The organism is Algoriphagus terrigena DSM 22685 (genome assembly GCF_000429445.1).
In the GTDB taxonomy this organism is placed as follows: Bacteria; Bacteroidota; Bacteroidia; order Cytophagales; family Cyclobacteriaceae; genus Algoriphagus; species Algoriphagus terrigena.
The window spans coordinates 1-16,117 of record NZ_AUBW01000018.1 but is presented as its reverse complement, the minus strand read 5'-3'; the positions used below and the strand labels follow the sequence as shown (position 1 = coordinate 16,117).

Here is a 16,117-nt window from a genome sequence, read left to right as displayed (position 1 = left end):
CAGTTTATCTTTCTTTCGAAGTTCCCGAGAATTCCAAGTTGTACCTGATCTGTAGCCAGATGATGTGACTCTGCAGAAAGGTGTCGACGGCTGGCGTGCTTGCAAATTGGGAATTGTAGGTGAGGGCCACGCTGAGGTCTTTGTCCCAATGTAGGGTTGGACTGACGATCAGTCGGTTTTGGTCAAAGATCCGATGTGAGGTTTCTTTGCCCGCATTGAGGAAGATTTCATCGCCAATATTCAAAACGAGTTTTCTATCGGGATCTTTGGAAGATAGATTGATCAGTGGAATGCCCAGCATGACCGCGTATCTGAAGCGAAAATTGAATTCCGTAGTTACTGGATCCAGCGCCACGTCTCTGAAAAACCGTTCCTCCAGTCGGAAACGGTGACTGATATTGATCTTACCTAGTTTGTCTTTTAGGAGAAATTCCTGATGGGGGCGGTACTCATAGCGGACGACTTTTTCCCCGGCATACACACCCAAATGGGCAAAACCGGCGGAGACCCTCAGATTGGGGGACACGTGATAGCCTAAGCCAGCCCGAACGATGTAGGCCAGTTTTTCATCGAACCCGTCTCTCCATCGGAACCCGCCGTCGAGCAAGAGGACCAAGTCTGGTGAGATACGGGCCTCATGATAGGACTGAATCCATAACTGATTGGAGTGTAGGATGTTTTTCTGGGCAAAAGCCGAGGTGCTCAAGAACAAAAGCCCGACAATTACGAAGGATTGAAATAGGTGTTTTAAAAGGAGTCGGAATCTCTGCACTGGGAATAGGTAGGAGCAATGTTCAGTAAATATCCTGTCTGGCAAATATCAACAGGAATATGGTCCGCAAATCTAGAGCGGGTACTTTTTTCGATTGGTGAGAAAGATCACCTACGAGAGCATAACCCGGCACAGGAGGGAACCCTGGATCTTTGCGGGTGGGATTACATCACGCCATTTTTGCTGCTCACACGGCCGTCCCTCGGAATGCCAGAAGCACTAAAAAGACGGCGGTCGGGTTGATCTTCATTCTTGGGTTTAGTATGTCACTCCCTTCTCTCCCAGACTTTCTTTTCTGTCTCCACTTCCTCTCTGAGAATAGAATTGATGTCTACTTTGGCGCCCCTTAGAAAGTGAACCGTCGCGCCGCGCTCCCGGGCAAGTGGATGGGTAATTTTTCCGATTTCCAGATATTCTTCGAAGAAGTTCAGTTCCCGATCGGTGATTTGCTCATCCCATTCCCAGACAAGGATGAGGTTGTCGACTTTTTCCTCCAAGTCAAACCAATACAGATAGTCGGCTCCCATATTGAGCGCCTCGATTTCGGGTATTTTAGAGTAATAATTGACTGCTCCGGCCTGTCCGTAATTGCTGCAAATGATCACGGTCCGCTCTCCCTTTGGCATCATCTGATATGCTGAATCAACGAGATGAGCCAATTCACTCCATCCAACCATGTCGGCGAAGTCCTGAGGAATGGGGTGCTCCTTGCCATCCTCCCAGCGGCTGAGGCCCAGCAGCGAATAAGCGGGAGGATTTTCGAGGATTCTATCCGGTGAATAATAAGGGTGAATCAGCGGAAAGGCAGGGAGAAACAGGGCAGGTGGCAAGATCAATAAGACCGGTTTCAGCTTTTTTTTCCAGCCGACTTCGAAAAATTGGGAAATCAAAACGGATCCGGCTGCTAGGAGGACCGGATAAAGTCCCGTGGCATAATAGCTTTTGGCCTGCAAGAAGGTGAAGATCGCAAGGGTAAAGATGAAAGTCCAGAAGATAAACCGGAAAGGCGTAAGCTGTTTGGACGGGAGAAGCCCGATCAAACCCGTCAGCCAGATAAAAAGGGCTGGATAAAACAAAAGCAACTGTTCCAGCAGAAAACCGGCCCGGCTCACGTTGACCAGCTGATATTTGCTCAGGAGTTCCATGTGGGTCAGAACCGGAAATCCATTTACATATTGCCAGATCAGATTGGGACTGACCAGCACCAATGCGAGCAAAAGCGCAAAATAGAGATGTCTATTTTGAAATAGTGACCTACTGGGGGTGACCAGAAGGGCCGGGAACAAACCCATCGCCAGAAAGAGGATGTTGTATTTATTCAGAAATCCGAACGCAAAGCTTAATCCTAGCAGGTAAAGCCACTTGGGATTTTTCGTTTGGAAGAAACATACCAGCGTATAGAACACCAGCGTCCAACAAAGCACGTCGATAGAATTGGGCTGAAAGAGAATATTTATCCGTATCAGCGCTGAGCACAGCATCGCCGTTGCCGCCAGCGACTGTGCGTAGAGGTTTCCTCCCAGGCGCTTTACCAGATCCCAAACTACCCACAGCGTCAATGCTCCAAGGAGTGCCGGGAAGAAGCGGACCCAAACTTCCGCATTGCCCAGCCACCGGATCAAGACGGACATCCAGGAGGTAACTGGTGGTACAGAAAGGTATCCCCAAGCCAGATGGTCAGCTTGGTCTAGGTGGAGAAATTCGTCGCGGTGCAACTCGAAGTCAGGATGGACGACGATGTATTGCAGGACGAACTTGATCAGGATAAAAAAGCAGAGGAGAAGCGTTTCTTTTTTCACTTCCGAGGGGGCTGGTGGACAAGCAAGATACCGAAAACGGCGAAAAATAAACCGTGCAGAAATTGGGATTGTGAGTCGGTTTTTGCGGGATTTTAGCCGGATTTACCGAAAGTCGATCCGAAAGGTGGTGCCTTCATTTACCTGGCTTTGAATACTGATCTTTCCACCCAAAGACTCGAGCTGGGTTTTCACGATATAGAGCCCGACTCCTTTGGCGTCCGCATTTTTGTGAAAGGTCTTATTCATGCCAAACACTTTCTCTCCGTGTTTTTTAAGATCAATACCCATTCCGTTGTCTCCAAAGGTCAGATAAGGACGTTCCTGGTCGATTCCTGACTTGATTGTCAGTCTAGGGGGACGGTCTGGATGCCGGTACTTCAGGGAGTTGGACATCAGGTTGAGGAAGATGCTTTCCAGATAGGATCTGGAGAAATCCAGGTCGGTAACTTCTGACAAATCCACGTCCACTTCCGCCCCATACTCCATGATCTTGCCGATCAGCGCAGTCTTGGTCTTTTCAAAAATCTCCGTCAAAGAGACGCTCTCGATCTTTTGGTCGGTGTCTTCCTGCACCCTCAAGACATCAATCGTCTCTTCCATCGTGGCGAGGAGATTTTTGATCACTTCTTCCACCAAGCCAAAAAGCATTGCTTTCTCCTGCTCCTCTTCCTCGATCTTGTAGAAGTTGATCAGCGCATCCAGCGAGTTCACCGGCGAGCGGAGATTGTGGGAGATAATGTGGGCAAAATTGAGGAGTTGCCTGTTTTTGGATTCCAGCTTATCAAGGAGGTCTTTCAGTTGCTTGCGGGAGGTTGTCAACTGGCTAATGTCCGTAGCGATGCCGATGAACCCGAGATGTTTCCCTTTGTTTGAGGTGATTTGCGAGATGTTGAGCTGAACAGGTAGCGTGGAACCGTCCTTTCGCAGGTAGTTCCATTCGTCAGAGTGGGTCTTTCCCTGCAGGGGAAAAAGGGTGAAGACGTCCTTCGCTTCGACGGTAATACCGGTTTGGGCGCTCATCAGAGATGCTTTGGCCTGGACTTCGTCCTTGACATGAAATTGCTCAAATTTTATCTTCCCGACGATCTCTTTGGCATCGTAGCCAAGCATACGTTCGGCTCCTTTCGAAAAATGTCGGATCAGCCCGTTCTTATCCGTCGCAATGATCGACACCGCTGCCGAATCTAAGATTCCCTTCAATTCCTGATTGCGGATTTCCACCATTTTCTCCAGGTTTTGCTTGGTCAGGAGGAGTTCGTTTTCTGCCAAAGCCCGTTTTTCATCAGAAGTGTTGAGCCAAGCGGCAGAATCCCAAATCAGAATCAAGCCCACGATCAGGAAGCTAATTGCAAAGAGCATGGTACCAAAATCGACTTGGATCAAGTCCATACGCTGCACCTCTATCCAGATATAGCTGAGGATAATCAACGCCAGAATGAACCTGAGCGTCAGCTTGCGGGCCAGTGCGCTTCCCTTCTTTTCTCCGATGAGTAGCCCAGTGACTCCCTTTAGAGGCTGGTTGAGGGTCAACAGCAAAGAGAAAATAAACCAAATTAGGGCGATGCTGGGGGACACTCCGGCAAGAAAAGACAGTGTGTAGAAATCCGGCACACGCATCAGGTATCCCATCAGCGCAATAAAAGTCAGTAAACTGATCCCGTGGAGGAGGAGCTGTCCTGCCAATAGCTTGGGAGGACGTTTGGTGAAAAACAGAATCGCTGATCCAAACAGCAGGTAGATGATGGCTGTCATGCCGGGCATCCGTCCGGGATGTATGCTTCCCTGAGATCTTCCAATGCTGTCTTTGACAAACAATTCATCGATGCCAAAACTGATCTTCAGGAAATCCTGTGCAATAGAAACAGAAGCGATCAGCAAGATGATCAACCCCAAGATCCGGGCCGTTCGGATCGATTTGCCGGTGACCCAAAGCCAGGAGCAAATCCCGGCGACAGCAAGCAGAAGTGCTGAATTGAACTTGATCCCGGGAAGGTCTGGAAATACCTGAAGGAGAATGTGGATGTCCAAAAACCAACTGACAATAAAGACCAGCCCCAAAACCGTCAGGATTTGGGCTGTCAATGGCAGCCTTTTTTTAATCAAAGAGATGCTACTTAACAAGGGTAGTTAAAAATCAAGTGAGGTACTCAACGAGGGTGTCGCTTGACTAACATCTACAAACTCCGGGGGAAAAGCAAATTTCTCTATAAATCTTAGTGTTTGACCGTGCCCAAATCCTTTTCGGGCTGTCTCCCCCAGGACTTGGAATGACCCATTAGACGGCCGCCTACAGGGCAATTGCCTTGGATCCATAGATCTTGTGGTAGCAGACATAGGACACCATCAGGATCGCCAAGATAATCAGGGGCATGATTGTCTGAAAGCCCATGCCGTCCACCGCCCAATGGCTGATGCTGGCAAAGATGAAGTCGAAGGCAAAGCCTGCATAGACCCATTCCTTCACCCGTTTGGGAAGGCCGGGAATCATGATTAGGATGGAGCCAGCGATCTTGAAGACGACCAGCGCGAGTCCGAAGTAGTCGGGATAGCCGAGATGCCGGACGCCTTCCTTGCCCAGCTCGCTCTGGGAGTAAAGTGCGGGCATCACTCCTTCAAACAGGAAGATAAAAGTTGTGGCAACCCAGTAGGTAATAACAGTAGATTTGGAAGGTTTCATTGTCGTAGTTGTTTTGTGTAACCAAAATTAGGTCGGGCAAAACCAAGTCAGCGACACTATTCCCGACATTCTGAGAGGGGATATACGACAGGGGAGGGCAGAGCGCGGGTCAAACCGGATATCAAACCTGTCGAACGGCGGAATTTTATTTGGAAAAATAGAAAAATTTGTACCTACAGGTGGGTGAATGCTTCTGTAGGTGCATCGTTCCACCATTTTGCACCATCGTTCCTCCTACAGTTCGGACGTTCCTCCAATTTGCACCATCGTTCCTCCAATTTGGACCAACGTCGGTCAAATTTGCAGCAACGTTCCTATATTTTTGACCATCGATGGACCATTTTGCAGCAACGTTCTTACATTTTTGTACATCGTTCCTGGTTTTTGATGGAACGTTCCTCTCCCAGCTAAGAAATCGGAGACATGTTCCATGCTCCCCGAAATCACTACACTCATTGGGACTGTTGCTTCCGGCAGGGCGAGATTTGGATCTACTGCCTACTTTACTGCGACCGAATACTGAGACTGCCTACCAATAGTAGTTTCGACTCCGCTCAACGTGACACAGCACCGGGACTGGCTACCACCTACTGGCCTTTACCCGTTAAAAATCAACTTAAACGTCGTGCCTTCGCCGAGCTTTGAGCGGACTTGGATATTACCCTTGTGACGTCGCATGATCTGCTTGGAGAGACTGAGGCCGATGCCCGAGCCTTTCTTTTTGGTGGTGAAGAAGGGGATGAAGATCTTGCCCAGGGCTTCTTCCTCGATGCCCTTGCCGGTGTCGCAAACTTCAAGGATAATCTTGCCCGCTTCGTCAATGAACGCCTTCAGCGTGATGCGCTTGACTTCGGCCTCTTCCAGTGCCTGGATGGCATTTTGAAGCAGATTGATCATTACCTGCTCGATCTGAGTCTGATCGCCAAAGAGGATCAGTTCCTTTGGATTCAGGTCTTTTTCCAAGGAGATTCCCTGGGATTCCAATTGGTTTTGAAGAAGGATTTCGAGCTGGTCAAAGAGTTTTGAGATGCCGATGATTCCGAATTTTGGAGTTGGGATATGGGCCAGGCTGCGGAATTCCGAGACGAAATTGATCAGACCTTCGCTGCGCTTTTCGATGGTACTCATCCCCATCAGAAAATCCTCCAACTCTTCGTCTGAAGCTCTTTCGTTGCTTTCGATGCGCTGTTCGATCTCGCCTTTGAGTGTGCCGGCGAGCGATGAGATCGGTGCGATCGAGTTCATGATCTCGTGGGTGAGGATCTTAACCAGGTTTTGCCAGGCTTCCATCTCTTTTTCCTCGAGTTCGGACTGGATGTTTTGCAGGGATACCAGTTTGAACCGCTCGCCGCGCATGAGCAGTTCGATCACGTAGACCGACAGCTGCATGATCCCGTCCGGGTGGGCGATCTTGATCAGTTCGGATCCGCCGGTGCGGAGGTTTTGAACGGCCAGGTGGAGCTCTTTGTTGATGCTTTCGATCTCAGCGATGTTTTTGAGCTCTTCGATGTTGAGGATTCGCTTGGCGGCGACGTTGAGGATCTGGATTTCGCCATCTTCTCCGAAGGTGATCAATCCGATACTCAAGTGCTTGAACACGGAGCGAAAATACTGGTAGTTGGCTTCCTTTTCCGCCTGATCTTCCTTGAGCTTGGCCAATATGGCGTTGAATTCGATGTGCAGATCATCCGTCTCCGTCCCGTCAAACTTTACCGGGTAGAGCTGGGAATACTTATCCTGCTTGATATTGTCGAGGAAAAGCCGCACTTTTTTGAAGGAACTTTCCGAATACCTCACCAGGAAAATGATCTGGAATACCACCAGAATCAGAAAAAGGGAAATCATAAAAACTCCCCAGCTGCCCATGATGGCGTATGCAAGCAAAAACAACGAAGCTGCTACCAGGGCAATACGGCCCAGCAGCCCAACTCTATAATCCATATTTTTCCAGTCTTCGGTAAAGCGAGGCGCGGGTCAAGCCGAGTTCCTTGGCCGCTTTGGAGATATTTCCGCCGTTTTTGTCAATCGCCCGCTGGATGGTGCTGCGCTCCATGTCGTCCAGATTGAGCGTGACGGAGGTCGGCGCTTTTTCGGAGGCCGGCTTTGCCGAAAGGAAAAAGAAGTCCCTGCTGTCGAGTTCATCGCCTTCGGCCATGATGATCGCCCGCTCGATGGCGTGCTGAAGTTCCCGGATGTTGCCGGGCCACTGGTAGCGCTGGAGCAGCTCCATGGCGGCAGGCTTGAAGCCGACGAAGTTTTTTCTGTATTTCTGCGAGTAGTTTTTCAGGAAATAATTGGCCAAAGTCGGGATGTCGTCCTGTCTTTCGCGAAGCGGAGGAAGGAAGATCTCGACCGTGTTGATTCGATACAGCAAATCCTGGCGAAACGTGCTGTCCATCACCATCTCATGTACGTGCATATTAGTCGCGCACACCAGACGGATATCCACCGGGATCGCCTTGTTGGTTCCGATCCGGGTCACTTCACGGCGCTGCAGCACCGTCAATAGTTTCGATTGCAGTGGCATGGACAGGTTACCGATCTCGTCCAGAAAGAGCGTGCCCTTGTCGGCAATCTCAAACCTTCCGGCTCGGTCGTCTTTGGCATCCGTAAACGCTCCACGCTTGTGGCCAAAAAGCTCCGATTCGAAGAGAGTTTCAGTGATCGCGCCCATATCCACGCCGACGAAGATCTCGTCCTTGCGCAGCGACCGGTCGTGTATGGCCCGGGCGATGAGTTCCTTGCCGGTTCCGTTTTCTCCCAAGATCAGCACGTTGGCATCGGTCTGGGCGACCTTGTCAATGATGGAGAAGATATTCTTCATGGATGCCGAAGCGCCGATGATATCCGCATAAGGCTTTTTGAGATCTGTCTGCAGCTGCTTTTGTTTCTTCTGGAGCTTATCTACTTCGTTGTAGCTTTCCTTGAGTTTGATCGCTGCGGAGAGCGTCGCGATGAGTTTCTCATTTTGCCACGGCTTAAGGATGAAGTCCGTCGCGCCTTCTTTCAGCGCTTGGACGGCCATCTCCACGTCGCCAAAGGCGGTGATCAGGATCACAACCGCTTTGGGGTCGATCTCTTTGATCTGGCTCAGCCAGTAAAATCCCTCCTTGCCAGACGTGGTATCCTCGCGGAAATTCATGTCCAACAGGATCACGTCGAAGCTGTTGTTGTTGATCAGAAAGGGGATTCTGCGGGGATCTTTTTCGATGACGACTTCTTTGGCGTGCTTTTTCAAAAGCATTTTGGCAGCGAAGAGCAGGTCTTCGTTGTCGTCGATGATCAGTATTTTGCCGAGTGTCTGAGCTTCCATGGTCAATTGTTTGGGATGCTAGTGGGAAAATGGTGCCAAGTACAATTCCAGCGATTTAGCGTCTATTTCCCGTTAAAAGTGTCCGTAAATGTACGGAAATATACTGTTTTCGGACAATAGTGTCCGATTGGGCGAACAGTTTATATTCCATACCTTTGTCTTTCACTAACTCTAAAAACTCATGGAAGCTAAAAAAGGAGATGCTGTCAAAGTTCATTACACCGGAAGACTGGAAGATGGAAGCATTTTTGACAGCTCCGAGTCCCGCGAACCACTGGGCTTCAAGCTGGGCGACGGTAATATGATCAAGGGCTTTGATGCGGCCGTCTACGGCATGGGCATCGGCGACAAAAAGACGGTGACAATCCCTGCAGCTGAAGCTTATGGCGAGCGCAGAGACGATATGATGATCGAGGTGCCGCTGAGCCAAGTGCCTCCGAATATTCAGCCGGAAATCGGCCTGCAACTGGTGCTTCAGGGAGAAGGCGGACAGCCGATGCCTGTGACCGTGGTAGACTTGACTGAGGAAAAGATCGTCCTGGATGCAAATCACGACCTGGCCGGTAAAGATTTGATCTTCGACATCGAGCTGGTAACGATCAACTAAACGAGGCCTGCTGGCTTAGCCTTAGCTTGTTTTGGGCAAATGCCAGTGCGACTGACCATAGAAAAACCGACGGGGGAGATCCTGTCGGTTTTTTTTGGACATCCTTTTTTATGCCGGCAGCATCCGGAAGATGATTTGTCATTTCAGCTGTCTCAAGCCTTCAGGAAGCGGATAGACCTTGATCAGATTTTTCTCAACGAATACAATGTTTTCCTGCCCGATTTGAAGGTACAGGATGTCTTTGGACGGGAGAGCGCCCAGGTCAAAAGTTTCCTGAGAATTCAGCGCGTACCTCTTCAGGTTCCCGCCCTCGATCCAAAAGAGACTTTCCTTATAAAAGCACATCCGTTGATTCACCTTCAAATCGACTTTTTTGAGAAAGTTTCCCTGATTGTCAAAGATGAAGATCCCACTTTCGGGGACGTTCATGAACGGCCTGTTTTTGAATTCCCGGATTTCACTCACCCGCAGATTTTCGGCGCCCAAGATCAGGTTGAGCGGCTGGGATTGAGTGATGGTATTTCGCAGGTAGTCGAGACTTTTGATCGACAGATCCGACTCATCCCACACCCAGATGACATTGTTGTTGCCCAGCGTTGAGGCTTTGGGAAGCGTGATTTCATTGAGCTGAAAACTGTTTTCTGCAATGGGATTCAGGAATCGATCCAAGACCCTGTATTCTTGCAGATCTGACGAAAAGCTGAAAATATTGACCGTCCAAGACGCTTCGAGTTGCTGAAGGCGACCTTGACGTGTCGGGGAAAAGACATTCACTTGCTTCCCTTTTTGGTCAAAAAGATAAATGTCTCCCGAGGTATTGCTTGCGTAAATCTGATCCTTGGTGTCCAGTGACAAAAGGTCCAGAGACTCCATCTGGATCTCCGCAATCGGACGTGAAAATTCCAGGATCTCCTGAGCAAAGAGCATCCTGGACCAGAATCCAAAAAGGAGAATCAGGGGAAGTTTCATCTGTTTATAATTCGTTTTTAGCGGTCAGATGTATATAATCTTCCCTCTGTGTGTCGTCAGCGACATGCTCGATTTCATGACTCGAAGGTCTGGAGCTTTGCTTCCGTACCGTCATATTCCAGATAGGTGAATTGAGTGACCCATTCTCCGAGATTGAAATAGGTGGAATTTTCAGAAACCTGAAGTTGGAGGGGGAGGTGTCGATGACCGAAGATATACAGGTCATGATGGGATTTGGGTTCGATCTCCTTGCAATACTGCCAAAGCCACTCATCTTCTCCCAAGAAACGGTTTTCGTCTTTCTCACTGTTGGAGATTCGACTATGGCCAGACCAAGCCTTGGCAATTTTGATCCCCAGATCTGGATGCACCCATCGAAACAGCCACTGGAAAAATGGGTTGGTGAAGACCAGCTTCAACAACTTATAAAATCGATCCCCCGGACCCAAGCCATCTCCGTGCCCCACCAAGATCTTTTGACCGGATACGCTTAGCTCGATGGGGTGGTGGTATACGGGGACGCCGAGCTCTTGGGTGAAGTAATCTTTCATCCACAGGTCGTGATTCCCTGTGAAAAAAAGGATTGGAATCCCCCGCTCCCTCAGTTGGGAGATTTTTGAGATGAAGGGAATAAAGCCCTTGGGAATTACCTGCCCGTATTCAAACCAAAAGTCGAATATATCGCCAACCAGAAAGATGGCAGCGGCGTCGTCTGCTACGGAGTCCAGCCAGCGGATGATCTTCCTTTCCCTGATCTTGCTTTCTGCTCCATTGGGCGCTCCCAGGTGAAAATCGGACGCGAAATAGAGTTTTTTGCCAAGTAGGGGGAAGTCAAAGGAGGGTGCCAGCATGTACGAAAGATAGGGTCGTGGGACAAAAATAAGAAAGCCCCGAAATATTCGGGGCTTTGGAATTTAGATTTGATTGTCTGGATTCGGCTCCGGAATCGGCTTACTCGTCAGTGGGTCAGACGACTCTTCGGGTACCTCTTCTTCACCGGCGATCAGCTCGGGTACTTTTGGCTCCTTCTTTTTATTGGTAAAAGCCTGATAGGTTGTCTCTTTGGCAAAAGGCCGCTTGCCGATCAGACTTTCGAGATCCGCTTGGAAGAGGATTTCCTTCTCGAGGAGTTCTTTGGCGAGTACCTCTAGATGCTCTCTGTGCTCGTTGAGCAAGTCAAGCGTTCGTTCATAGGCGTTCTGGATCAGACTGCTGACCTCTTGATCGATCATCTCGGCAGTTGCTTCGGAGTACGGCTTGGTCATCTTGTAGCCGTCACTTTTGCTGTCGTAGAAGGAGACATTGCCGATCTTTTCATTCATTCCATACACTGACACGATGGAATAGGCGAGTTTGGTGATTCTTTCCAGATCGCTAAGCGCTCCGGTGGAGATCTTGCCAAAGATGATCTGCTCCGCAGCACGTCCACCCAGTGTCATACACATCTCGTCCATCAGCTGCTCGGTCTGGTACAAGAACTGCTCCTTAGGCAGGTATTGGGCATAACCCAGAGCCGCGACGCCACGAGGGACGATACTGACTTTGACCAAGGGATCCGCATGCTCGAGGAACCAACCTGCTACGGCGTGTCCTGCTTCATGATAGGCAACGATCTTCTTTTCTTCCGGAGAAATGATCTTATTTTTCTTCTCAAGCCCGCCGATCACACGATCCACAGCGTCCTGAAAGTCCTGCATATCGACTGCCGTTTTGTTTCTGCGGGCGGCAATCAAAGCAGCTTCGTTACACACGTTGGCGATTTCGGCGCCTGCAAACCCAGGAGTTTGCGCTGCCAGTTTCTTCGGATCGATGTCATTTCCGATTTTGATCGGAGCGAGGTGGACTTTGAAGATCGCTTCGCGACCGACGATGTCCGGCTTATCGATGGAGATCTGACGGTCAAATCGCCCCGGTCTCAGCAAGGCGCTGTCCAATACGTCCGGTCTGTTGGTAGCGGCAAGTACGATAACGCCGGTGTCGGTACCGAAACCGTCCATTTCCACCAAAAGGGAGTTTAGCGTGTTTTCACGTTCGTCGTTGGATCCTGGCATTTGGCCTTTTCCGCGGGATCTACCGATCGCGTCAATCTCGTCAATGAAGATGATACAAGGTGCCTTTTCTTTGGCTTGCTTGAACAAGTCCCGAACTCTGGCCGCACCGACGCCAACGAACATTTCCACAAAGTCCGAACCGGACAGGGTGAAGAACGGGACGCCTGCCTCACCGGCAACGGCTTTGGCAAGTAAGGTTTTTCCAGTACCTGGAGGGCCTACCAGCAATGCACCTTTCGGGATTTTACCGCCGAGCTTGGTGAATTTGCCTGGATTCTTAAGGAATTCCACGATTTCTTGGATTTCTTCCTTTGCCTCGTCCAGACCCGCAACGTTGTCAAAAGTGATCTTCACTTTGTTCTCCGCGTCAAAAAGCTGGGCTTTGGATTTTCCTACGTTGAAGATCTGTCCTCCGGGACCCGATGGGCCGGCCATCCTCCGCATCATAAACCAGAAGAACACAAATAACAGAATCAGAAAGCCAAAACTTCCGAAATAGCTGCTCCAGTTTTCCTCATTGGTGACAGAGGCGCCGATTCGGTTTTCTTCAGGGGCTGCGGCCTCCAATGCTTGAAAGTCCTCTTGGAATTTATCCGGAGTGGTCACCTGCAAGGCGTAGTGTGGTCCGGTAGGGTTGAAAAAGGAGGAGTTGGTCTCCAGCTCGGTTTTGTATTTTGTGTTTTGTAAGGCGGCCGGTTTCAATGTTACGTCGACGCGGTTCATATTTCTTACGATCACCACTTTGGCTACATCGCCGGCGGTATACATGTCTTCGAAACGCTTCTGGGTGATGTCAATAACCGCTCCCCGCTGCTGGATCCAAGTCAGGCCGAGCAGCACCAGCACGGCTGCAATAATCAACCAAAGTTGGAAACCGGGCTTTTGAGGGGCCTTAGGGACAAAATTTTTACTCTTATTTTTTTCGCTCATCGCTTTTGTGGTAGTTCTGTAAACTTAAGGTAAAACGGCATAAACATTCGAAAGTTTATCCGTGATTAATTGATCAGGGTCGTCTTGGCATCGCCCCAAAGGTCTTCCAGACCGTAGTATTCGCGCTTGTCTTTGATGAAGATGTGTACCACCACGTCAAAATAGTCCATCAGGACCCATTCGCCATTGTTTTTTCCTTCCACCCGTCGAGCAGCGCGTTCGCCAGCTTTGTGAATCTCCGTCTCGATGGATTCTGAGATCGCTTCGAGTTGGGTGTCGGAGCTTCCCGAGCAGATCACAAAAAAATCCGTCATTGCATTTTTGATTTTTCTAAGATCCAATATCAGGATTTGAGAAGCTTTTTTTTCTTCCATTCCCCTGACGATTACTTTGCTCAGCGCCTCTGCTGTCATATTATTAATTTAATTTTACCCAGCCATTAGATTCTCAGATAGCCGGACAGAAAATTTATGTATAAAATTCTTGCCAATACGATTTTTTTGGGGAAAGAAGTCCTTTTTCTGCCAGAGTGTCACTCCACCAATGACAAGGCGCTCGAATTGCTCCGACGCGGTCAGGCTCGGGAAGGATCGATCATCATCTGTGATCACCAGACTCGGGGACGGGGACAGCGTGGAAATGCGTGGGAGGCGCAGCCGGGACAGAATCTGACTTTTTCCCTGGTGCTCAAGCCTGATTTTCTCGACGTATCCGAGCAGTTTTACCTTAATATGATGATCTCCAACAGTGTAGGGAAACTCCTGCAGGATTACCTGCCGGATCTTCAGGTGAAATGGCCCAACGATCTAGTCGTGCCCAAAAAAGGAAAAATCGGAGGGGTGTTGATTGAAAATATTCTCAGTGCCGGGAGATGGGAGTATGCTGTGGTGGGGATCGGTCTGAATATCAATCAGCGCCAGTTTGGTACGACAAAAGCGACCTCTCTGGCTATGATCACAGGTGGACAGTATGGCTTGGAAGAATTATTCAAATTGCTTGTCGCTCATATTGAGCAGGGTTTTATTTCGTTGAAAAAGGGGAAGATGGACGAGGTCAGGAAGGATTACCTGCGGCATTTGTTCCTCAAGGATCAATGGGCTGTTTTTAGAGAAAATGACATTGAATTTGAGGGGAAAATTTCCGGGATATCCAAAGAAGGCAAGCTTCAGATGAATCTCCCGGACGGTAGAGTTCGGACGTTTGGTCTGAAGGAAATATCCTTTCCTGATATTTGAGCAGGGTTTCAATTCCCGAATTTAAGCGGTAACTTTGCCTGCATTCGATGCTATTAATTCTTTAACTATCAATAATATGTCAGAAATTAAATCTGAACAATTCGTTCAGTACAAAGTAAAAGACATCGCCCTAGCCGAGTGGGGGAGAAAAGAAATCAGATTGGCTGAGGCCGAAATGCCAGGTTTGATGGCTCTTAGAACTGAGTTTGGACCTTCTCAGCCTTTGAAGGGAGCCAGAATTGCAGGATGTCTGCACATGACCATCCAAACTGCAGTATTGATTGAAACTTTGGTGGCTTTGGGAGCAGAGGTGACTTGGTCTTCCTGCAATATCTTCTCCACTCAGGATCACGCGGCAGCAGCTATCGCGGCAGCTGGTATTCAGGTGTATGCCTGGAAAGGTCTGAACGAAGAAGAGTTTGACTGGTGTATCGAGCAGACTCTTTTCTTCGGTGAGGAGAGACAGCCGTTGAATATGATTTTGGATGATGGTGGTGACCTGACCAACATGGTTTTGGACCGATATCCGGAATTTGTGGCCGGCATCAGAGGATTGTCTGAAGAGACGACGACCGGTGTACACAGATTGTACGAAAGAATGAAGAACGGCACGCTTCCAATGCCTGCTATCAACGTCAACGACTCCGTGACCAAGTCAAAATTTGACAACAAATACGGATGTAAAGAGTCTCTGGTAGATGCGATCCGTCGCGCTACTGACGTGATGATGGCCGGAAAAGTGGCCGTTGTGGCAGGTTATGGTGACGTAGGAAAGGGTTCGGCTGCTTCTCTAAGAGGTGCGGGCGCCCGCGTGATTGTGACTGAAATCGATCCTATCTGCGCCCTTCAGGCTGCGATGGACGGGTTTGCGGTGAAGAAAATGGTGGACGCGGTGAAAGAAGCCGATATCGTCGTGACTGCTACCGGCAACAAAGACATCATTACCGGCGAGCATTTCAAGTCCATGAAAGACAAAGCGATCGTGTGTAACATCGGCCACTTTGACAACGAGATCGACATGGCTTGGTTGAACAAAAACTACGGTCACACCAAAAACGTGATCAAACCTCAGGTAGATCTTTACGAATTGGATGGAAAAGAGGTCTTGATCTTGGCTGAAGGCCGCTTGGTAAACTTGGGCTGCGCTACCGGTCACCCGTCTTTTGTAATGTCCAACTCATTCACCAACCAGACCTTGGCTCAGTTGGAACTTTGGGCAAACTATGAGAGCTATCAGCCTGGAGTCTATGTTCTTCCCAAGCACTTGGATGAGAAAGTAGCTTCCCTTCACCTGGCCAAACTGGGCGTTGCTTTGGATACTTTATCTGCTGACCAAGCCCAGTACATCGGTGTGGAGGTTCAGGGGCCATTCAAGCCAGAGTACTACCGATATTAATTTTAGAGAAAGTTGCTTATTAGAGCCCCGGAGTATTCCGGGGCTTTTTTTTTCTGAAAGTCTGGTTAGCTTACCCCATAGTTGTTCCAGGACATCAGTTTTGGCTAAGTTTTTTCTTTAGAGAAAAGTTTTTTCTACGTGCTCTTAGGCAACAGCTGTGGGTGCTTAGCGTCTGATATCAGTTTTATGCTCGGGGTATAGTCCACCAAAAAAAAGACGACCTTTTCTAGTTGGACGCTAATGATTTAAGTTTTTGGAGCCTTTTTTCTAGGCGCTCCATTTCCGCTTTTCTTCGTTCATCAATGATCTCCTGCCTGAGTTGAGGTTCTTTATAAGGGGTATTGTCCCTGAGAATATGATAGGCGGCT

13 protein-coding genes are annotated in these 16,117 nt (G+C 49.1%); 3 read left to right on the top strand and 10 right to left on the bottom strand.

The features are described from left to right. Positions 1–4: 4 nt before the first annotated feature. From G459_RS0116230 to G459_RS0116205, 6 genes are all read right to left on the bottom strand, one after another. The gene (locus G459_RS0116230; RefSeq protein WP_169725044.1) at positions 5–712 is read right to left on the bottom strand and encodes a DUF2490 domain-containing protein; all 708 of its coding nucleotides are present in this window, start codon (positions 710–712) and stop codon (positions 5–7) included. A gap of 326 nt (positions 713–1,038) precedes the next feature. Next, positions 1,039–2,571 carry a glycosyltransferase family 39 protein gene (locus tag G459_RS0116225; RefSeq protein WP_026968583.1) on the bottom strand — a complete coding sequence of 511 codons (1,533 nt, stop codon included), beginning with the start codon at positions 2,569–2,571 and terminating at the stop codon, positions 1,039–1,041. 102 nt (positions 2,572–2,673) lie between these two features. After that, positions 2,674–4,674, bottom strand: a complete 2,001-nt coding sequence (locus G459_RS29070) for a sensor histidine kinase (protein ID WP_051315271.1) — start codon at positions 4,672–4,674, stop codon at positions 2,674–2,676. Positions 4,675–4,858: 184 nt separating this feature from the next. Further along, the gene (locus G459_RS0116215; RefSeq protein ID WP_026968582.1) at positions 4,859–5,248 is read right to left on the bottom strand and encodes a DoxX family protein; all 390 of its coding nucleotides are present in this window, start codon (positions 5,246–5,248) and stop codon (positions 4,859–4,861) included. Positions 5,249–5,845: 597 nt separating this feature from the next. Further along, positions 5,846–7,189 (bottom strand): sensor histidine kinase, encoded by a 1,344-nt coding sequence (locus G459_RS0116210; RefSeq protein ID WP_026968581.1) that lies wholly within the window; start codon positions 7,187–7,189, stop codon positions 5,846–5,848. After that, positions 7,179–8,561, bottom strand: coding sequence for a sigma-54-dependent transcriptional regulator (locus G459_RS0116205; protein WP_026968580.1), 1,383 nt, complete (start codon positions 8,559–8,561; stop codon positions 7,179–7,181). Before G459_RS0116205 ends, G459_RS0116210 begins: the two co-directional genes overlap by 11 nt. A gap of 181 nt (positions 8,562–8,742) precedes the next feature. Between G459_RS0116205 and G459_RS0116200 the strand changes: the two genes are divergently transcribed. Then, entirely contained in the window at positions 8,743–9,168 is a 426-nt protein-coding gene (locus G459_RS0116200; protein WP_026968579.1) for an FKBP-type peptidyl-prolyl cis-trans isomerase, read from the top strand. A 138-nt stretch (positions 9,169–9,306) separates the two neighbouring features. Here the strand turns inward: G459_RS0116200 and G459_RS0116195 are convergent, their stop codons facing one another. From G459_RS0116195 to rsfS, 4 genes are all read right to left on the bottom strand, one after another. Beyond that, positions 9,307–10,137, bottom strand: coding sequence for a hypothetical protein (locus G459_RS0116195; RefSeq protein ID WP_026968578.1), 831 nt, complete (start codon positions 10,135–10,137; stop codon positions 9,307–9,309). A gap of 74 nt (positions 10,138–10,211) precedes the next feature. Beyond that, on the bottom strand, positions 10,212–10,988 hold the full coding sequence (locus tag G459_RS0116190; protein WP_051315270.1) for a UDP-2,3-diacylglucosamine diphosphatase: 777 nt from the start codon (positions 10,986–10,988) through the stop codon (positions 10,212–10,214). Between the two features lie 63 nt (positions 10,989–11,051). Next, a complete protein-coding gene (gene ftsH, locus G459_RS0116185) occupies positions 11,052–13,118 on the bottom strand; it encodes an ATP-dependent zinc metalloprotease FtsH (RefSeq protein ID WP_026968576.1) in 2,067 nt (688 codons plus the stop codon). A 65-nt stretch (positions 13,119–13,183) separates the two neighbouring features. Then, on the bottom strand, positions 13,184–13,531 hold the full coding sequence (gene rsfS / locus G459_RS0116180; RefSeq protein ID WP_026968575.1) for a ribosome silencing factor: 348 nt from the start codon (positions 13,529–13,531) through the stop codon (positions 13,184–13,186). Positions 13,532–13,588: 57 nt separating this feature from the next. Between rsfS and G459_RS0116175 the strand changes: the two genes are divergently transcribed. Both G459_RS0116175 and ahcY read left to right on the top strand, forming a co-directional pair. Then, complete coding sequence (locus G459_RS0116175; protein WP_026968574.1) at positions 13,589–14,353, top strand: biotin--[acetyl-CoA-carboxylase] ligase; 765 nt, start codon at positions 13,589–13,591, stop codon at positions 14,351–14,353. 76 nt (positions 14,354–14,429) lie between these two features. Next, complete coding sequence (ahcY, locus tag G459_RS0116170; protein WP_026968573.1) at positions 14,430–15,749, top strand: adenosylhomocysteinase; 1,320 nt, start codon at positions 14,430–14,432, stop codon at positions 15,747–15,749. The last annotated feature ends 368 nt before the right edge of the window (positions 15,750–16,117 follow it).